The organism is Haloarcula halophila (assembly GCF_029278565.1).
GTDB lineage: Archaea > Halobacteriota > Halobacteria > Halobacteriales > Haloarculaceae > Haloarcula > Haloarcula halophila.
The window spans coordinates 59,220-75,972 of sequence record NZ_CP119561.1 but is presented as its reverse complement, the minus strand read 5'-3'; the positions used below and the strand labels follow the sequence as shown (position 1 = coordinate 75,972).

Below are 16,753 nucleotides of genomic sequence, written 5' to 3'. Positions count from 1 at the left end.
TCCTACTGCGTCGTCCGTCCAACGAACAGTCGAATCAATGGTCGAGGCCCACTCCCGATCAGACTATGCGACGTATTAACTCTATAGTCGTTATTAACAACTCTTATTACTATTCGCTCTAGGATTGCTAATCACGATGCAACAGACGCTTTCACGACGCCAGTTACTCGGTGGCCTTGCAGTTGGCGCGACGGCTACTGCTGCCGGCTGTCAGTCGGTGTTCGCCGGCGATGGAGCCGACAAAGAGTCGTTCACGGTCGCTCTGGCCCGAGATCCGACGGAGGAGAAGTGGGATGCCTACGGCGGGATAACCCCGTACTACACGCATGTGTATGAGCCACTCGTGGACACGACGGACGAGATGGAGACCGCACCGTTGCTGGCCACCGAGTGGGAGGCCGTCGACGAGACGACCTGGGAGTTTTCGCTTCGGGAGGGCGTTACGTTTCACAACGGTGACGCCCTAACCGCCGAGGCCGTCGTCCGCTCGTTCGACCGGGTGTTCGAACAGTTCTCGTGGGTCCCGGGTTGGATTGGGGTCGAACCGGACGGCGTCACAGCGGTAGACGACACTACCGTTCAGTTCCAAACGACGGAGCCGTTCCCCGCGTTCCCGGGGACGATCTCTCACCACTACTTCGGTATCCAACACCCCGACGCGTCCGAGTCACCGGTCGGAACAGGTCCCTTCCGAGTCGCGAACGTCGAGGAGGAACAGTCGATCACACTCACTCCGTACGAGAACTACCGAGACGGAAGGGCGAACCCCTCGGAACTCACCTTCGAGTGGGTCAAAGACCCCAATACGCGCGTTCTGTCGCTACAGGACGAATCGATCGACGTCGCACAGAAAGTCCCGAAGAGTCAGGCTGCAACCGTCGGGGATGCGACCGGGACAGCGATCGAAACCAATCTAACCCCCAGTGCGGGGCTCGTCGCTGTCAACCTCTACGAGTCACCGACCGACGACGAACGGTTGCGCAAAGCCCTCAACTGGGCCGTCGATCAGGAGCAGATCGTCGAGAACGTCCTGAACGGGATCGGTGAGCCGGCGCGAGGCCCGTTTTCGTCGATCATCCCGTGGGCGATCCACGATGAGCTTCCGACGTATGGCCCGGACAGGGACCGGGCACAGGAGCTGGTGGAGGAATCCAAATACAGGGGTGAACCGCTGTCGATCCTCGTCAACAGCGAGAACACCGACGACGCCACGATCGCACAGGTGCTCTCAGGCTGGTTTGAGGAGATCGGTGTCACGAGCGAGATCCGACAGGTCGACCCCGCGTCGTTCTACGACACGTTCACGTCAGGCGAGGCGAACCTGACGCTCGTCAGCTTCGGGTCGAACAGTGCCGCCTGTGATTACCTTGTCAGGGCGATGTTCCACTCGGAGGGGAGTGACAATCGGAAGCTCCACGAACAGAACGGGACTGGCGTCTACAACCCCGGCGCCGAAGTCGACCGCCTCATCGAACAAGGGTACCGGGCCGAGACGACTGCAGCGAAGCGCGAGCACTACGGCGACGTTCAGCAACGGGTCGTCGATACCGGCGCGGTCGTCCCCCTGTACTACAACGAGTCCGTCTTCGGTCGACAGGCCGATGTTTCCGGCATCGACTGGCATCCGGTCGACAACATGATCGAATGGTCCGATATTTCCCGTAGCGACTGATATGAACGCCAACGAGAACGGGAGTAATTCGGTTTCTCGTCCGATGGAGGCCCGTTACCATCTGGAGGAGGGCACTGACGAGCGATGAATGGGCGGGATCTGTTCAAGCGGCTCCTCACGATGGGGGTCGTCCTGTTCGGCGTTTCAATCCTTACCTACGGGATGATCTTCGTTACCCCCGGAGATCCGGCGCGAACGATCCTCGCACAACAAATGGGTGGACAGAGCCCATCTCAAGAAGCGGTCGAACAGTTCCGTGCAGCTGAAGGACTCAACGACCCGTTCCCGGTCCAGTACGCCCACTGGATGGGAGAAGTACTGCGAGGTGACCTCGGCCAGTCGTATTACAGCGACCAGGCGGTCTCTGCGATGATCACACAGCGAATCCCCAACACACTCGTCCTTGCCGGCGCGTCGATGCTCGTCGCCATAGCTATCGCGATTCCGGCCGGAATCGCGAGTGCGGTCGACCCGGGCAGCCGAAACGACTACGCCGCACAGATGGGTGCGCTCGTCGGCGTCTCGATGCCGAACTTCTGGCTGGGCTACTTGCTCATCATCGTCTGTTCGCTCTGGCTCGACCTCTTCCCCGTCGCCGGCACTGGTGGTCTCGAATATCTCGTTCTCCCGGCGCTGACGCTGGGGTCCGGGATGGCCGCGGTTATCGCCCGGCTGGTTCGAACGGCGATGCTCGACGTGCTCGACGAAGCGTACGTCCAAACAGCTCGATCGAAAGGATTGCGCGAGCGGATCGTGGTCTACAAGCACGCGCTCCGGAACGCGCTCGTCCCCGTCGTGACCATCGTCGGTCTCCAGTTGAGTTACGTCCTCAACGGCGCAGTCGTCGTCGAGGTCGTGTTCCAGCGTCCGGGACTCGGGACGCTACTGGTCGATGCCATCTTCGCACGCGATTATCCGGTCGTGCAGGGCGTGACGTTACTAATCGGTGTCATCTTCGTGCTGACGAACTTCGCGGTCGACCTGACGTACAGCCGGCTCGATCCCCGGATCGATCTCGGGGGTGAATTGACGTGAGCGAGCAGCCAGCCGGAGCGGCAACACAGACGGAGATCGACCGACGGAGAGAGTGGCTAGAAGTGATCCCATCGGATCGCCTCGCACGGGTCGGTCTGGGTATCGTGCTCGGACTGCTCACACTCGCGATATTCGGTCCGATGGTATCGCCGTACGACCCGGTCACGCAGGACCTGTCCAACCGGCTCGAATCGCCGTCGCTCTCCCATCCGCTCGGCACCGACCAGCTCGGGCGCGACGTCCTCACGCGACTCCTCCACGGTGCGAGGCTGTCGTTCGGTATCGCTGTGGCCGTGACGAGCGTGCGACTCGTCGTCGGTACGGCGGTGGGTCTGGTCGCGGGATACGCCGGCGGATGGGTCGACGAGGCGCTGATGCGACTCGTCGACACGCTGTTGGCGTTTCCCGGAATCGTGCTCGCGCTCGTCATCGCCGGGATTCTCGGTCCGAGCCTCGTGAACGTGATGCTCGCACTAGCGGTCGTCGGCTGGGCGTCGTACGCCAGGCTGGTTCGAAGCAAAGTCCTCTCGCTCCGGGAGCGCGAGTTCGTGACCGCCGCCAGACTGCTCGGCAGATCCAGAACGCACGTCGTCATCCGCCACCTGATTCCGAACGTCATCGCACCGGTGGTCGTTCTCGCGACGCTCGATATCGGTGGCGTGATTCTCGGGACGGCCGGACTGTCTTTCCTCGGCCTGGGTGCGCAACCGCCCACGCCGGAGTGGGGAACGATGCTGGCATCGGGGCGAAACTACCTCCGGCAGGCGTGGTGGCTCGTCAACGCCCCCGGCATCTGTATCATGCTCGCCGTGCTCGGGTTCAACCTCCTCGGAGACAGTCTCAGGGACCAGCTCTCGCCGACACAGTCAGCACAGATGGAACAACTATGAGCGATCCACTGCTTCGCGTCGAAGACTTGCATACCCGGTTCGACACCGACCGCGGAACGGTCCACGCGGTAGACGGGGTATCGTTGACCGTCGACCGAGGCGAAGTCGTCGGCGTCCTCGGCGAGAGCGGCAGCGGCAAGTCCGTCACTGCCCGGTCGATCTGTCGGCTCGAAGACCCGGGACGGATCGTCAGCGGGTCGATCGCCTTCGACGGGACCGAGCTGACGACTGCCGACGAGTCGACCGTCCAGCGGATCCGCGGGAACGACGTCTCGATGGTCTTCCAGGACCCGACGGAGACGCTGAATCCGGTGTTCCCGATCGGCGAACAGATCGCCGAGGCGGTCCGGATACACGAAACCGAGGACCGGCAAGGGTTGTTGGATTTCCTCGGTCTACCCCCGTTTCGGGACCAGACGGCCTGGGAGAGCGCACGCGAGCGCGCCGTCGAGTTGATGGATCGGATGGACATCCCGAATCCAGAATCGCGCTCCTCGGCGTTCCCGCACGAGTTTTCGGGTGGACTCCGTCAGCGCGCGGTTCTCGCAGTCGCGCTCGCGAGCGAACCCGAGCTGCTGATCGCCGACGAACCGACGACGGCGCTCGACACCACGACGCAGGCAGATATTCTCGGGCGGCTGCGATCGCTGAGCGACGACCGGGACATCGGTGTCCTCCTCATCTCTCACGATCTCGGCGTGATCGCCCAGACGTGTGACCGCGTCGTCGTGATGTACGGTGGCCGGGTCATGGAGGCCGGCCCGGTCGAGCGGATACTGACCGCGCCGGAACATCCGTACACCAGAGCGCTGCTCGAGTGTTCGGTCCGGAACAGCAGCCGGGACGAGCGGGTTCGGTCACTCGACGGCCGCCCACCCGACTCCGTCGGGGGGCACGAAGGGTGTCCGTTCGCCGACCGTTGTCGGCACGCGACCGCGACGTGTCGTGAGGGCCCTATTCTGATGACCGAACGCGCCGCAGACCATCGGCTGGCTTGCCCGGAAGCGCCCCTCTTTGCCGCGCAAGCGTCATCTCGTGGGCAAGAGGCGCCGATGGTCGATGGAGGACGACAGCATGACACGGAGTGACCGAACCGCGGACGAAATGCTCCCGGTGATCGAGTTACGGAACGTCTCGAAGGCGTTCTCGAGAGCGGACTCGCTCCTCGATCGACTGTGGGGCGGCGACGAACCGCAACGAGCGGTCTGTGACGTGTCACTGGCCGTCCACAGCGGAGAGACCGTCGGGCTCGTCGGTGAGAGCGGCTGTGGAAAGTCCACGCTCGCGAAGACCCTCACCGGTCAGCTCACGCCGGACCAGGGTCAGGTTCGTCTGAATGGCACTCGTGTCGGCGGAATCTCGGAGCGGTCCACTGCCCAGCGTCGACAGACCGGTGTCGTGTTTCAGCACGCACGCGGAAGTTTCGACCCGCGGTGGACGGTCGGTCGGTCGCTCTCCGAGGCACACACCGACACCGAAACGGAGGCGGCAGTGGCAACTGGGATGGACAGCGTCGACGAACTGTTGCGGAGCGTCGATCTTGACCCGAGAATCGCCGACCGGTATCCCCGAGCGCTATCGGGCGGGCAGATTCAGCGCGTCGCCCTGGCCCGAGCCCTGGCCCACGACCCGGAAGTGATCGTCCTTGACGAGCCGGTTTCCGGTCTCGACGTGGCCACGCAGTCGACGGTGCTCAATCTGCTGGCGGATGTACAGCGCAGATTCGGTGTCGGATATCTCTTCGTCTCCCACGACCTCGCCGTCGTCCGATACCTCGCGGACAGAGTCGCGGTTATGTACGCCGGGGAAATAGTGGAAGCGGGCGATGTGAGCGGTCTATTCCAGCATCCGAATCACCCGTACACCGAGGCGTTAGTCCGCGCGATTCCCAGTGACGATCCCCGAGACGGCCCGCCGACGCCGCTCGACGGTGACCCGCCGGACCCGGCGGACCGACCGACCGGGTGTCCGTTCCATCCGCGCTGTCCGGCCGCAACGACGGAATGTGCCGAAAATCATCCCGACTTCGAGATGGTCGAACCGACGCGTGTTCGCTGTCTTCACGCTCCCGAGGCCACGGGCGAGAGCGGCGCCGACCGGTCTCGGGAGTAGAACGCAACTGTCAGATTCACTGAAAACGATGACTGAGAACTACGACGTAGCGATTGTTGGCGGCGGTCCAGCGGGCTGTTCGGCCGGAGTGTTCTGTAGCCGGGCCGGGCTCGACACCGTCGTCGTATCGAACGGCCGTTCGACGCTCCAGAAATGTGCGTTCGTCGAGAACTACCTCGGCTTTCCGGCAGGGGTCGAACCCCAGTCGTTGTTGGAGCTGGTCAAACGACACGCTCGCGAGGCGGGCTGTACAATGATTGAGGAGTCGGTTGCTTCTGCAGCGGTCGCGGAGAGCGGCTTCGTTCTCACGCTCGACCAAGGGTCGATCACCACCGATCGACTACTTGCGGCTTCCTGGTCCGATGGCGACTATCTCGAAGCGCTGGACGTCGAGACGGTGCCCGAATCCGGTTGTGGTTCCGTTTCCGTGGTTCCGACCGACGACAGAGGGGAGACCAACGTCGACGGCGTGTACGCCGCTGGCCGGATCACCGACACCCACCACCAGGCGATCGTCAACGCAGGCGACGGTGCCCGCGTGGCACTCGAGATCGTCGAAGAAGTCGACCCCGAATTCTACAACGATTGGGTCGCACCCGAAGGCTACTACGAACAATACGACCGCGAGGTGCCGGTCGGCGTCGAAGAGATCGACCATAGCGAACGACGACACCGTGTCGAGTACGCAAACGAATATATGCGAACGTTCTTCGGGTCGAGGTAAACTACAAGCCGACGCCGACGCATTCTCTCGGAACGTATTATGTAGAACCGTCTGGTGGGCGGTTAGTTATTCTGGTGAGCGAATTAATACTGCGTAGCAATTCTACTGACTTCATTTTTAATAACCCTTTTAGTGACTCAGGGCCTCAGTTGTTAATGTAATGTCGTACACCTGCTCCAGTTGCGATGCACAGTTCCAGAGCGCTGCTGGCGTGACCCAGCACGTCGCGCTTCACCACAACACGTGTGCCGAGTGCGACGAGAAGTTCGAGGAGACCGACGCGCTGCGCGACCACATCCACGAGAACCACTGAGCGAATAGCTCGCCGAGAGTTCGCTGGAACTCCCCTTCTCTGTCAGGGCCAATCGTCATCAACTGTTGACGCACTCTCAAGCCGCCAGTCCGCAGCCGTTGCAGCGTCGGTCAGTGATTGGAAGGACCACTCAGGCACTGTCTCTACGATCCCGTCGGTCTCGTCCGTCCCGACGAACACGTACCGTTCCGTCTCGAAGTGATTTCGAAGACTCGAGAGTGCCTCTTCGATTGAACGCGGACCCGATAAGAAGTCCTGGGGGTATCCCGCCTCTCGTACTCGCCGTCGTTCGACGAAGGACGACTCCGAGGAGACGATCCCGATGTAGCTGGTCCACGTTGCGGCGTCTTCGAATGCTCGTTTCGGTCGTGCGAGCTTCTCGAGTGCCTGTAACGAGAAGGCGAGCGTGAGGTCGTTCGAAGGCATCTTAGGACCTTCCTCTGGGGGCCGACGGTACTCCCCGTGAACCGGCCCCGGCTCCTGATGCGAGGAGCCGTTCTGCGACTCGACGAGCACCGACGATATTCCGGGCGAAAGGACCGACGCTGGGTTCTGCGAGCGCTCCCGAAACGTACACCGCAGAACGGCTGCCATCGGTCCCTCGCCACGCGAGCGTCCGGTCGTCGAGGACGGGAAAGCCGCCAGCCCCGCGCTCGAGTGACAACGACTCGGCGACGGATCCGACTAATGGATGCTCTGGGACTGGATCGAGTCCGGTCGCGAGGACAACTTGTGCATTCGTTGCGGTCGTGCCGTCGTCGAACCGCACCAGTAATCCCTCGTCTGTCGCGTATGCAGACGCGATCTCGCCGCGTCGGAGTTCGAGGTCGTCACAGTCACGGGCTTCGTCCAGTCGACGTTCGACGTACGGCGGAATCGTCGCGTCGTTGCGGGCGGCCCGAATCCGGTCAAGACGGGCCTTCGACCCCGGCGGGAGCGTGTGAATCTCCTGTTCGATGTGTCGCCAGTTGATCCAGTACGGGTCGGCTTCGGTCAGTTCGATATCGAGGTCGTGACGCGAAAGGAGTGTCACGTCTGTGTGTTCCGAGAGGCAGCAGGCAAGTTGCCCAGCGGTGATACCGCCCCCAACGACGAACGTCGGCCCCGAAAATTCCGCTGCTGTCGTCGGGTCGAACTCGTCGTACCAGACGTGAACGAGCGGGGCGTCGTCCGGGAGTGACGTCCCCCACGTGGGGAGCGTTCGCGAGCCACCGAGTCCGATGGCTAACACGACGTGGCGAGCTTCGAGCGACCCAGCATCCGTCTGTACTTCGAGTCGATCGCCTGCCCCAGTCCTGGTAACTCCCGTCGCCCTCGACTGGAGGTGACACTCGTGGATACCACGCCGGTCAATGACGTTTCGAGCGTGGTCGAGAAAGAGTTCCAGCGTCGGTCGATTTGGATAGTTTTCCGTCGAGACGAGTTCGGCCTCCCGACCTGCCCCCTCCGCGAACGATTCAAGCGAGAACGGCTCTGTGCCGATATGGTGGACGAACGTCGACCGGAGCGTTCGCATTCCGCACTGACGAGCCTTGGTCTCGAACGACGCGAGTAACTGCTCGCGAGGTTCGACGAGACAGAGGTCCTGGTGTCTGTACGCTCCCTCGGTGAGGAGATAGTTCGCCAGGCACGTTCCGTGAATACCGCCACCGATGATCACGTACTCGTAGGACTTTGGCCCGCTCATCGTGTGATCGGTGTCCAGTCCGTCGACGGTCACTCTCGCTCGCCTCCGTCGGCTTCGAGTCCTTCTCGGGTCTGTCCGGGCCGTTGGCTTCGGAGCCGTTGAACGGTTGGGAGACGATGCGCCAGCCCCTGGAAGCCGAGGGCGACAGCGTACACAGCAATCGCCGCGACGACAATCGAGCCACCGGCCGCAATTCCATAGACGTACGATAGTGTCACACCGGCTATCGCCGCGAACTCGGCAGCAAGGACCGCCAACCAGATAGACTGCTTGAAACTCCCGGCGACCTGCGCCGCGGCGGCGACCGGAACGACAAGCATCGCAGCGACCAGAATGACGCCCATGATCTGCATCGCGCTAACGACGACCATCGCCGTGAGCACGACCATGAGGCGTTTGTACAGGCGGACATTCAGTCGCGCCGCGCGGGCGGCCGTCGCATCGAACGTGACGTACAGGAGTGGCCGATACGCCAGCGTGACGAGGCTGCCGACGAGGACGCTCATCAACACGAGAATCCCGACGTTCTCCGTCGAGACGGTCGCCAGACTGCCGAAGAGGTAGGCGTCGATGCCGACCGCAATGCCACCGTCGGTTGCAGTGATGAGGATACTGCCGACGGCGAACCCGCCCGTCAGGACGATCGCCAGCGAGGTGTCGCTGTACGCCCCGGCGTGTTCGACGAGTAACTCCACGAGCAGCGCCGTGACGACTGCGACCACGAACGCGGTGAGCAGCGGGGACAGCGTGAGCGAGAGGGCCGAATTGAGGAACAGTCCGACGGCGACGCCGGCGAAGGCTGTGTGTGCGAGGGTGTCGCCGATCATCGCCATCTCTCGATGGACGAGGAACGTCCCGACGATCGGGCCGATGACAGCGATACATACCGCAGCGAGGTAGGCTCGCTGCATGTAGGGATATCCAAGCATCGGTGTGCCGAGCAGGTCGGCCAACACGTCCATTCCGGGACCGAAGATGTGGTCGAGGAACCACTCGACGCCGTCGATGAGTATGCCACCGATCCATAGGACAGCGGTCACTTCGTCGAACGGCACGCCTGCGTCAAGTGAGGAGGATTGCATCATGGTCAGTGGTCGTGGTGGAGGACGTGCTGATCGGTCCCGTACGCTTGCGCGAGGGCGTCCGTTTCGACGAACGTACTGGGGTCACCGTCGAAGTACAGTTCGCGGTTGAGACACGCGATATCCGTCGCGTAGGTGGTGACGACCCCGATGTCGTGTTCGATGAGGATGACGGTCAGCCCGGTCGCATTCAGGTCGTGCAGGAGGCTGTAGAACTCCTCTCTGGATTCGGCATCGACGCCGACCGTCGGTTCGTCGAGTGCGAGCAGGTCGGCCTCCGAGGCGAGCGCACGGGCGATGAAGACCCGTTGTCGTTGGCCACCGGACAGTCGGCCGACTCGACGAGACGCGATATCTGTGATTCCGACCTGTTCCAGCGCCTCCTCGACCGCTCGCCGGTCCGCTGTCGAGAATCGGCCGAAGAGCCGCCGCGGGTACCGCCCCATCTCGACAACTTCTCGAACCGTGACCGGCATATCGCGCGCCGCCTTCGTCGCGTCCTGTGCGACGTATCCGATTCGCTCACCGGCGTCGAACTCGTGGGCGGGTTCGCCGAACAGCGAAACCGTTCCACTGTCGGGCCGTCGGAGACCGAGCATCAGGTCGAGCAGCGTGCTCTTGCCGCTGCCGTTCGGCCCGACCAGTCCGAGGAAGGATCCGGGTTCGACGTCGATCGACACCGACTCGAGAACCGGGATCTCTCCGTAGCCGAATGTGACGTCGTCGACGCTGATGAGAGGGTCTCCCGCCCGTTCCCTCTCCGTCGTTGCTGTCGTCATCGGTAGTCGTCGAGGTCGACGAACGAGTTCCCGTACGCCGTAATCCAGGTCGTCGTCCGATACGGAACAGCCACGTCCGGCGGATAGATCGTACAGACGGGTCTCTCCGCAGGGCCGACAACCAGTGCCATCAATCCCGAACGAGGGCTCTCGGACGGACCGGGCTCGGCGTTCCCGTCCCACTCCGGTTCCGTGTCGCCAGACGTGGTGTCGCTCATTCTGCGTCGAGGGCCTGCTTCAGCGTCTCGAGATTGATGTTTTCCATGATCTCGACATAGCCCCAGTCCTCGTCGGCCCACTCCTGGGTCTGTCCGGGAATCGGCGTCAGCGGCAGGACTTCGGTGGCGTCGGTTTCTTCGACGAGCTGGTTCGCCGCGGTCTGGGATTCGAGCGGATCCGCGCAGACGTACTGGAGGTCGTGCTCGGCAATGATCTCTTGGGCCCGCTCGATATCCTTCGGCGTCGGCTGGTCGTCCGGTGACAGTCCCGTCAGCGTCTGTACTTCGAATCCGTAGCGCTGGCCGAGATACTGGAAGGCGTTGTGACCCGCGACAAACACGACGTCTTTCGAGGCGCCCTCCAGCGCGGACTGGAACGACTCGTCGAGTTCGTCTAGACGATTACGGTACGACTCGGCGTTCTCGGCGTAGGCACTGGCATTGTCGCTGTCGACGTCGACGAACCCGCTCCGGATGTTGTCGACCGCCTGCTTCGCTCGCTCCGGGTCTAGCCAGAAGTGCGGGTCCGTTCCGCCGGAGTGGTCGTGGTTGTGTCCCTCCTCGCCTTCGTGTTCGTTTTCTCCCTCGTGCTCGCCTTCGTGTTCCTCTCCACTCTCATGGTCGTGTTCACCTTCGTGCTCGCCATCGCCCTCGTGTCCGTATTCGCCGGCAGTCTCGGTCACTTCGGGTTCGATGGCCGACCCACTGCTGTTGGTGAGCGTCGCGTCGAACTCCGCGGGAGCGTGCTGGGCGAAGAGTACGTAGTGGCCCTCCGTTTCGATATCGAGGGAGAACGTCGTCTCGCCGGAATCCGCGAACTGGAGGTGGTAGAGTGACTCACTGGACGGCGTGAGGGTCTCTCCGCCTTCTACCGGTGTGTGCGTGTCGTGGTCGCCGTAGAGGGTGGTTGCGGTCTCCTCGACGTGGTGAATGCCGTGGTCGCCGCCCTCTTCGGTTGCGATAACGGCTAGCTGCATCTTCGGATCAGGGCCCTCGTGGAACGTGTACGTGTAGGTGCCAGCTTCGAGGTGGTAGAGACCAACCCACTCCCACGGGACCGATTCGCCGTGGTGCTCCTCGTGGTCTCCCTCTTCGTGTTCGTCGTGGCCGTGTTCTCCTTCGCCGTCGTGGCCTTCCTCGTGGCCTTCCTCGTGTTCCCCCTCGTGGTCTTCTTCGTGACCGTGGTCGTGTCCGCCTTCGATGAGGTCGATACCAGCACCAGCAGCGACGATGTCGACATCGGCGTCGTCGTCACGGAGACTCGTCACGAGGTCGTCAGCCCAAGGCTGGAATCCCTCCATCCCGTAGAGGAAGAGATCCGATTCGAGGATCGTTCCCTGTATTTTGGAGCCAGGCTCCCACCCGTGGCCGTGTTGGCCGATCGGGACGAGCGTCTCTGCGGTCGCAGTGTCGCCTGCAACCTGACTGGCCAAGTCCCCGAATACGAAGAACGAAGACTGGGCTTCCGGCCCGGCTCCACCTGAATCATTAGAGCTGGCGTCGTTCGAGAGACAGCCAGCGAGGGAGCCGATGGTGGTGAATCCGATTCCAGTTGCGACGAGTCGTCGTCGGGTGTATCGAGGCATCTGTTGTTAACACTGATAGACTAGATAATAAGAGCTATGATTTTGTGCGGTAGAGTTAATAATCTCTATCTAGGTGAGGGAGGGACTTACTAACCGATGCCGGAATAACTAACGTGGGCTCTGGAATTGCTAATCGTTGCTACCTCAGATTCCGTATTACATAAGTCCGAGAAGCGTGCTAACAGGCATTTAGTAGCTGTGGCACCCAGATACGGTTGCAATGTGCCACTGCTTCAGCGAGTTGACCGAGATGAGTGACGAACAGCGAGCGGAGGTTCTCGAAGAACACTCGATGGAAGAACTCCGCACGGAATACTCCACCGAAGAACTAGAAACCCTCGGCGTCATCGCCTGAGGACACTTCACGTTGGTCCTACCCCGGACGACCGACAGCGTCCGCCCATCACGCAGACCCGGTCGCCTCCCGTTTCTCTGCGTACGCGAGCGTGTAGTAGTCTCGATCAGTTACCTCACCGGGATCGTTCGTAACGAGGGCCTCTTCCGAATCCATGAAGAGTCGCCGTCCGAACGTCACCTCGTACCCTGCTTCAGTCATCTTTTCGTAGGTCGTCGGTGCGTCAGTCACTTTGAACAGGATCAACCGATTCGGACCGATCGGTGCTTCGCCGTCGGTCGCCTCGCGTAGCGTCAGTTCAGCGCCAGCGTCGATGTCGACCCCGAGGACCGAAGCGAACGCCGTCACACTGCTGACACCAGGAACGACTTCGATGTCGATGCTGGGATGCTGCTCGCGAAGCGTCCGACGCAGGTGCCCGAACGTCGAGTAGATACAGGGATCGCCGAGCGTGACGAACGCCGCGTCGGCCTCTCGCGCTTTCGGCGCGACTTCCGCGGCCGCCGTCTCCCACGCTGCCTGGAGTTCTTTGGGATCGGTCGTCATCGGGAACTCGAGGTCACTCAGTTTCGATTCGGAAACGTACTCGGCTGCGACGCGCCGTGACAGTCGTCCCGGTGAGTAGACGACGTCGACCGATTCGAGTCGTCGTTTGCCGCGAACCGTGAGCAGGTCCGCCGAACCCGGTCCCAGCCCGATTCCGTAGAGCGTCATCGGTTACGTGTCCTCCTCGTGGCTCTCGATACCGTCCTGAACCACTTTCTCCGCGAGCACAGCACACGGGACGCGCATCGGCGTCAGCTCGATTCCCAAGAGATCGAGGGCGTCCTCACGGTCGAGGTCACGAACCTCCGAGAGCGTCATTCCTGGGAGTTCTTCGGCGAGCAGGCTCGCACTCGCAATGCTGATCGCACAGCCTTCTCCAGTAAACGTGACCTCTTCGATCGTCTCACCGTCCTTGGCGAGTCTGAGATCAAACGTGAGTTCGTCGCCACAGGAGGTATTCTCGCCAGTGTGCGAGAAGGTAACCGGCGAGAGGCGGCCCCACCTTCGAGGGTTACGGTAGTGATCCAGGATTACCTCCTGATACATTTTAGAACCCTGCATCTATTCGACCTTGTGTCGGGTTGCGAGTCCGGCAAGATGCGGGGCTTCCTCGCTGATAATCTCCGCCGTGGCGAGCTCGACGGCGTTCACACTTCCCGGGAGCACGAACACTGGCACGTCGCGGGCGATGCCCGCTGTCGCACGGGTTGAGACGATACGCGTTCGTACCTCCTCCCACGAGAGCCATCGGAACGCTTCGCCGAAGCCCGGCAGTTCGCGGTCGAAGAGTTCGCTCACCGCGTCCGGAGTGACGTCGTCGACGGTGACTCCCGTTCCGCCTGTGGTCACGACGAGGTCGACATCCGGTCGATCCAGGCAGTCGCTCACTGTGGTCTTGATCCGGACGTAGTCGTCCGGAACCATCCGGCGTGACGTGACGACGTGGCCCGCTTCGACGAGGATACTCGCAATGGCGTCGCCACTGGGGTCGGGTGGCGTCTTTTCGACGCCGTCTCCGCGGGACGAGGACACGGTTACGATGGCCACGCCCAGCGGGTCGATACAGTCGTGGCCGTCGGCATCAGTCGTCCGTCGGTCCGCTGCTGGAGGAAGTTCGCGGTCATTCCGGATCACGATAGGTCACCTACCACGAGGCGTTGTTCCATCGGGGGCTGCGACCACTCCATCGTCCCCGGGAACGGATTCTCGAACGCCTCCCAGTCGTCTTCCATCCCGGTCTCCGAAACGAGGCAGTCGTCGAGCGTATCGGCGATGCTGGATTCGTCCATCCCAGCCCCGATGAAGACGAGTTTCACTTCGCGGTCACCCCACTGTTCGTCCCAGTGGAGGTCCGACCGCGATTCGCGGTAGGACTCGCGCTGGAACTCGGGGAGTGTGACTGCCCACCGCCCGTTGACCTCGACGTGGGTCTGTGTTCCCGCCTGGCTCAGGTCGAGGGCGTAGCGCTCGCGGCCAGCGACCCACAGGTGGCCCTTGGCTCTGACGACGGAATCGGGGAACGAACGGAGCCACTCGCTGAAGCGTTCGGGGTGGAACGGCCGGTGGCGCTCGTAGACGAACGAGTCGACACCGAATTCCTCTGGTGGGTGACGATGGTCGTGCGCTTCGTCGTGGCTATGGTCGTGGTCGTCGCCATGTTCGTGACTGTGGTCGTCCGCCTCCGTCTGGCTCTCGTGGTGGTCGTCTGAATCGACGTCTGTGCTGTCTCCGTGATCGGTCGAGAGTGCCTGTTTCCACCGGGCGGAGTCACTCGCCTCGTCTTGATCGAACCGACCCGTTCCGAGAACTCGTTCCGGGTCGACGGTGCTTTCGGTCGTTCGGACGACGTCGACCCCGGGATGGAGTGTTCGGACGACGCGTTCGACCGCTTCGCGCTCTGTCTCGGAAACGAGATCGCACTTGTTGAGGACGAGTACGTCGCAGAACTCGACTTGCTCGGCGAGGAGGTCCGACAGCGGTCGGGCGTCGTCGTCTGTCGACTTGAGTGGGCGGCCATCGACGAACGCCTGATGGAACTGTGCGGCGTCGACCACCGTGACGGTCGTATCGAGAGCGTACAGTGCCGACGCACGTGCGGGCGAGATGAACCGCTGGGCGATGGGGACTGGATCGCTGATACCCGAGGCTTCGATGACCAGATAGTCGAACTCCTCGTCGAACGCGAGGCGTCTCAGTTCCTGATCGAGTTCGTTCTGCAGCCCACAGCAGATACAGCCGTTCGAGAGCTCCGTGACACCGCCGTCTTCCATCGAGAGTTCGGAGCCATTCTCGATGAGGTCGGCGTCGACATTCACCTCGCCGACGTCGTTGACCAGAACGGCGATATCGTACTCCTCGCCCCCGATGGTAAGGAGGTGGTTGAGCAGGGTCGTCTTTCCGGCGCCGAGCCCGCCACTGAGGATCGTGACCGGGGGTTGCTCGTCGACGGCCATCAGTCGTCAGCCAGTGCGAGTTCGCGCTGTTCGTCGGCGGTGAACGGATCCGGATACTCGTTCCAGTCCTCCTCCATTTCTGCGTCTGAGAGGACACAATCTTCCAGTCGCTCGGTTAGTGTCTCCTGATCGAATTCGCGGCCGATGAACACGAGTTCTGATCCGCGGTCGCCCCACTGGTCGTCCCAGTCCTCTTTGATGCCGGGTCGGGCGGTGAAGTAGCGCTCCTGTTGGGCCTTTGGGAGCGTGGCGATCCACGTCCCTTTCGGACCGGCCCGGACCGACTGGCCTGCTTTGTCGAGCCCCATCGCGATGTCTTCGCGACCGGCGGACCAGAAAAAGCCTTTTGCGCGAACGATACCGTCGGGAAGATCAGCAAAGAGACGAGCGATCCGCTCGGGATGGAACGGTCGGTCGGCGTCGAAGACGAAGGACGTGACGCCGTGTTCATCGGCGGCTGACTCGTGGTGATGTCCGTGCTGGAGTTCACGCTTCCACCCGGCGGACTGGCTTGCTTCCTCGAAGTCGAATCGACCCGTGTTCAGGATCTCCTCGGGATCGACGGCGCCGTGTTCGGTCCGGATGATCTTCGCTCGCGGCTGGAGCGTCTTCAGGACGGCCTCCATCTCCTCGAGTTCGTCGTCCGGGACGAGGTCGCACTTGTTCAACAGGAGAACGTCGCAGAACTCGATCTGGTCCATGAGGGCTTCCTCGGGGACACGATTGCCCTGCGGCTCCATTTCATCGTCAGTGAGCACCTGTCCGGAGTCGAAACCCTGCCAGAAGCTGTGTGCGTCGACGACACTGACCATCGTGTCGAGTTCGTAGACCCCCGTAGGGTCGAACTCCGCGTCCTCAAATCCGCGGGCGAACGTCTGGGCGACCGGAATCGGTTCGCTGATTCCAGACGATTCCACGAGGAGGTATTCGAAGTCTCGCTCTTCGGCCAATCGTCCCACTTCGTCGAGCATATCGCCACGGAGCCGACAGCAGATACACCCGTTCGACAGCTCGATGATCTCGTCGTCGTTCTGGGTGAGATCCGACTCGCGTTCGACGAGGTCGGCGTCGACGTTCACTTCGCCCATATCGTTGACTAAGATGGCAGCGTTCAGTTCCTGCTCGCTACTGAGAATGTGGTTGAGCGTCGTCGTCTTGCCGGCACCGAGGCTTCCGCTGAGAATTGTCACCGGGATTGGGTCGTTGTTGAACGGCATACGCGGGTTATGAATCTACTATACTAAAATACTAATTATTACGGTACAGTTCCCACAGTCATAACAGATACTAATAACTCAGAA

General features: G+C 62.0%; 18 protein-coding genes. 7 read left to right on the top strand and 11 right to left on the bottom strand.

Annotated elements, in window-relative coordinates; translation table 11 throughout:
- Positions 1-136 precede the first annotated feature (136 nt).
- From P0204_RS18760 to P0204_RS18730, 7 genes are all read left to right on the top strand, one after another.
- Positions 137-1,672 carry an ABC transporter substrate-binding protein gene (locus P0204_RS18760; protein WP_379801933.1) on the top strand — a complete coding sequence of 512 codons (1,536 nt, stop codon included), beginning with the start codon at positions 137-139 and terminating at the stop codon, positions 1,670-1,672.
- A gap of 84 nt (positions 1,673-1,756) precedes the next feature.
- Positions 1,757-2,707, top strand: coding sequence for a nickel ABC transporter permease (gene nikB, locus P0204_RS18755; protein WP_276224310.1), 951 nt, complete (start codon positions 1,757-1,759; stop codon positions 2,705-2,707).
- A gap of 35 nt (positions 2,708-2,742) precedes the next feature.
- The gene (gene nikC / locus P0204_RS18750) at positions 2,743-3,597 is read left to right on the top strand and encodes a nickel transporter permease (RefSeq protein ID WP_276224475.1); all 855 of its coding nucleotides are present in this window, start codon (positions 2,743-2,745) and stop codon (positions 3,595-3,597) included.
- Complete coding sequence (locus P0204_RS18745) at positions 3,594-4,685, top strand: ABC transporter ATP-binding protein (RefSeq protein ID WP_276224309.1); 1,092 nt, start codon at positions 3,594-3,596, stop codon at positions 4,683-4,685. The genes nikC and P0204_RS18745 overlap by 4 nt, the downstream gene beginning before the upstream one ends.
- Entirely contained in the window at positions 4,672-5,709 is a 1,038-nt protein-coding gene (locus tag P0204_RS18740; RefSeq protein ID WP_276224308.1) for an ABC transporter ATP-binding protein, read from the top strand. Before P0204_RS18745 ends, P0204_RS18740 begins: the two co-directional genes overlap by 14 nt.
- A 28-nt stretch (positions 5,710-5,737) precedes the next feature.
- Entirely contained in the window at positions 5,738-6,433 is a 696-nt protein-coding gene (locus P0204_RS18735) for an NAD(P)/FAD-dependent oxidoreductase (protein ID WP_276224307.1), read from the top strand.
- A 160-nt stretch (positions 6,434-6,593) separates the two neighbouring features.
- On the top strand, positions 6,594-6,746 hold the full coding sequence (locus tag P0204_RS18730) for a C2H2-type zinc finger protein (protein ID WP_201287904.1): 153 nt from the start codon (positions 6,594-6,596) through the stop codon (positions 6,744-6,746).
- 42 nt (positions 6,747-6,788) lie between these two features.
- Here the strand turns inward: P0204_RS18730 and P0204_RS18725 are convergent, their stop codons facing one another.
- The 11 genes from P0204_RS18725 to P0204_RS18675 all read right to left on the bottom strand — a co-directional run bounded on the left by P0204_RS18725 (position 6,789) and on the right by P0204_RS18675 (position 16,669).
- Positions 6,789-7,172 carry a DUF7124 domain-containing protein gene (locus P0204_RS18725; RefSeq protein WP_159903703.1) on the bottom strand — a complete coding sequence of 128 codons (384 nt, stop codon included), beginning with the start codon at positions 7,170-7,172 and terminating at the stop codon, positions 6,789-6,791.
- A gap of 1 nt (position 7,173) precedes the next feature.
- Positions 7,174-8,466, bottom strand: coding sequence for an FAD/NAD(P)-binding protein (locus P0204_RS18720; RefSeq protein WP_379801937.1), 1,293 nt, complete (start codon positions 8,464-8,466; stop codon positions 7,174-7,176).
- The gene (locus P0204_RS18715; protein WP_379801939.1) at positions 8,463-9,515 is read right to left on the bottom strand and encodes a metal ABC transporter permease; all 1,053 of its coding nucleotides are present in this window, start codon (positions 9,513-9,515) and stop codon (positions 8,463-8,465) included. Before P0204_RS18715 ends, P0204_RS18720 begins: the two co-directional genes overlap by 4 nt.
- A gap of 5 nt (positions 9,516-9,520) precedes the next feature.
- Entirely contained in the window at positions 9,521-10,294 is a 774-nt protein-coding gene (locus P0204_RS18710) for a metal ABC transporter ATP-binding protein (RefSeq protein WP_276224306.1), read from the bottom strand.
- Positions 10,291-10,512 (bottom strand): DUF7511 domain-containing protein, encoded by a 222-nt coding sequence (locus P0204_RS18705; RefSeq protein ID WP_094495650.1) that lies wholly within the window; start codon positions 10,510-10,512, stop codon positions 10,291-10,293. Before P0204_RS18705 ends, P0204_RS18710 begins: the two co-directional genes overlap by 4 nt.
- Positions 10,509-12,098, bottom strand: a complete 1,590-nt coding sequence (locus P0204_RS18700; RefSeq protein ID WP_276224305.1) for a metal ABC transporter substrate-binding protein — start codon at positions 12,096-12,098, stop codon at positions 10,509-10,511. The genes P0204_RS18705 and P0204_RS18700 overlap by 4 nt, the downstream gene beginning before the upstream one ends.
- 403 nt (positions 12,099-12,501) lie before the next feature.
- Positions 12,502-13,167: a cobalt-factor II C(20)-methyltransferase gene (locus P0204_RS18695; RefSeq protein ID WP_276224271.1), complete on the bottom strand. Its 666-nt coding sequence runs from the start codon at positions 13,165-13,167 to the stop codon at positions 12,502-12,504.
- 3 nt (positions 13,168-13,170) lie between these two features.
- Positions 13,171-13,560, bottom strand: a complete 390-nt coding sequence (locus tag P0204_RS18690; protein ID WP_276224269.1) for an iron-sulfur cluster assembly scaffold protein — start codon at positions 13,558-13,560, stop codon at positions 13,171-13,173.
- Positions 13,561-14,133 carry a MogA/MoaB family molybdenum cofactor biosynthesis protein gene (locus P0204_RS18685; protein ID WP_276224267.1) on the bottom strand — a complete coding sequence of 191 codons (573 nt, stop codon included), beginning with the start codon at positions 14,131-14,133 and terminating at the stop codon, positions 13,561-13,563. It lies immediately after the preceding gene.
- Positions 14,130-15,452 carry a GTP-binding protein gene (locus P0204_RS18680; RefSeq protein ID WP_276224266.1) on the bottom strand — a complete coding sequence of 441 codons (1,323 nt, stop codon included), beginning with the start codon at positions 15,450-15,452 and terminating at the stop codon, positions 14,130-14,132. The genes P0204_RS18685 and P0204_RS18680 overlap by 4 nt, the downstream gene beginning before the upstream one ends.
- Entirely contained in the window at positions 15,452-16,669 is a 1,218-nt protein-coding gene (locus P0204_RS18675; RefSeq protein WP_276224265.1) for a GTP-binding protein, read from the bottom strand. Before P0204_RS18675 ends, P0204_RS18680 begins: the two co-directional genes overlap by 1 nt.
- Positions 16,670-16,753 lie beyond the last annotated feature (84 nt).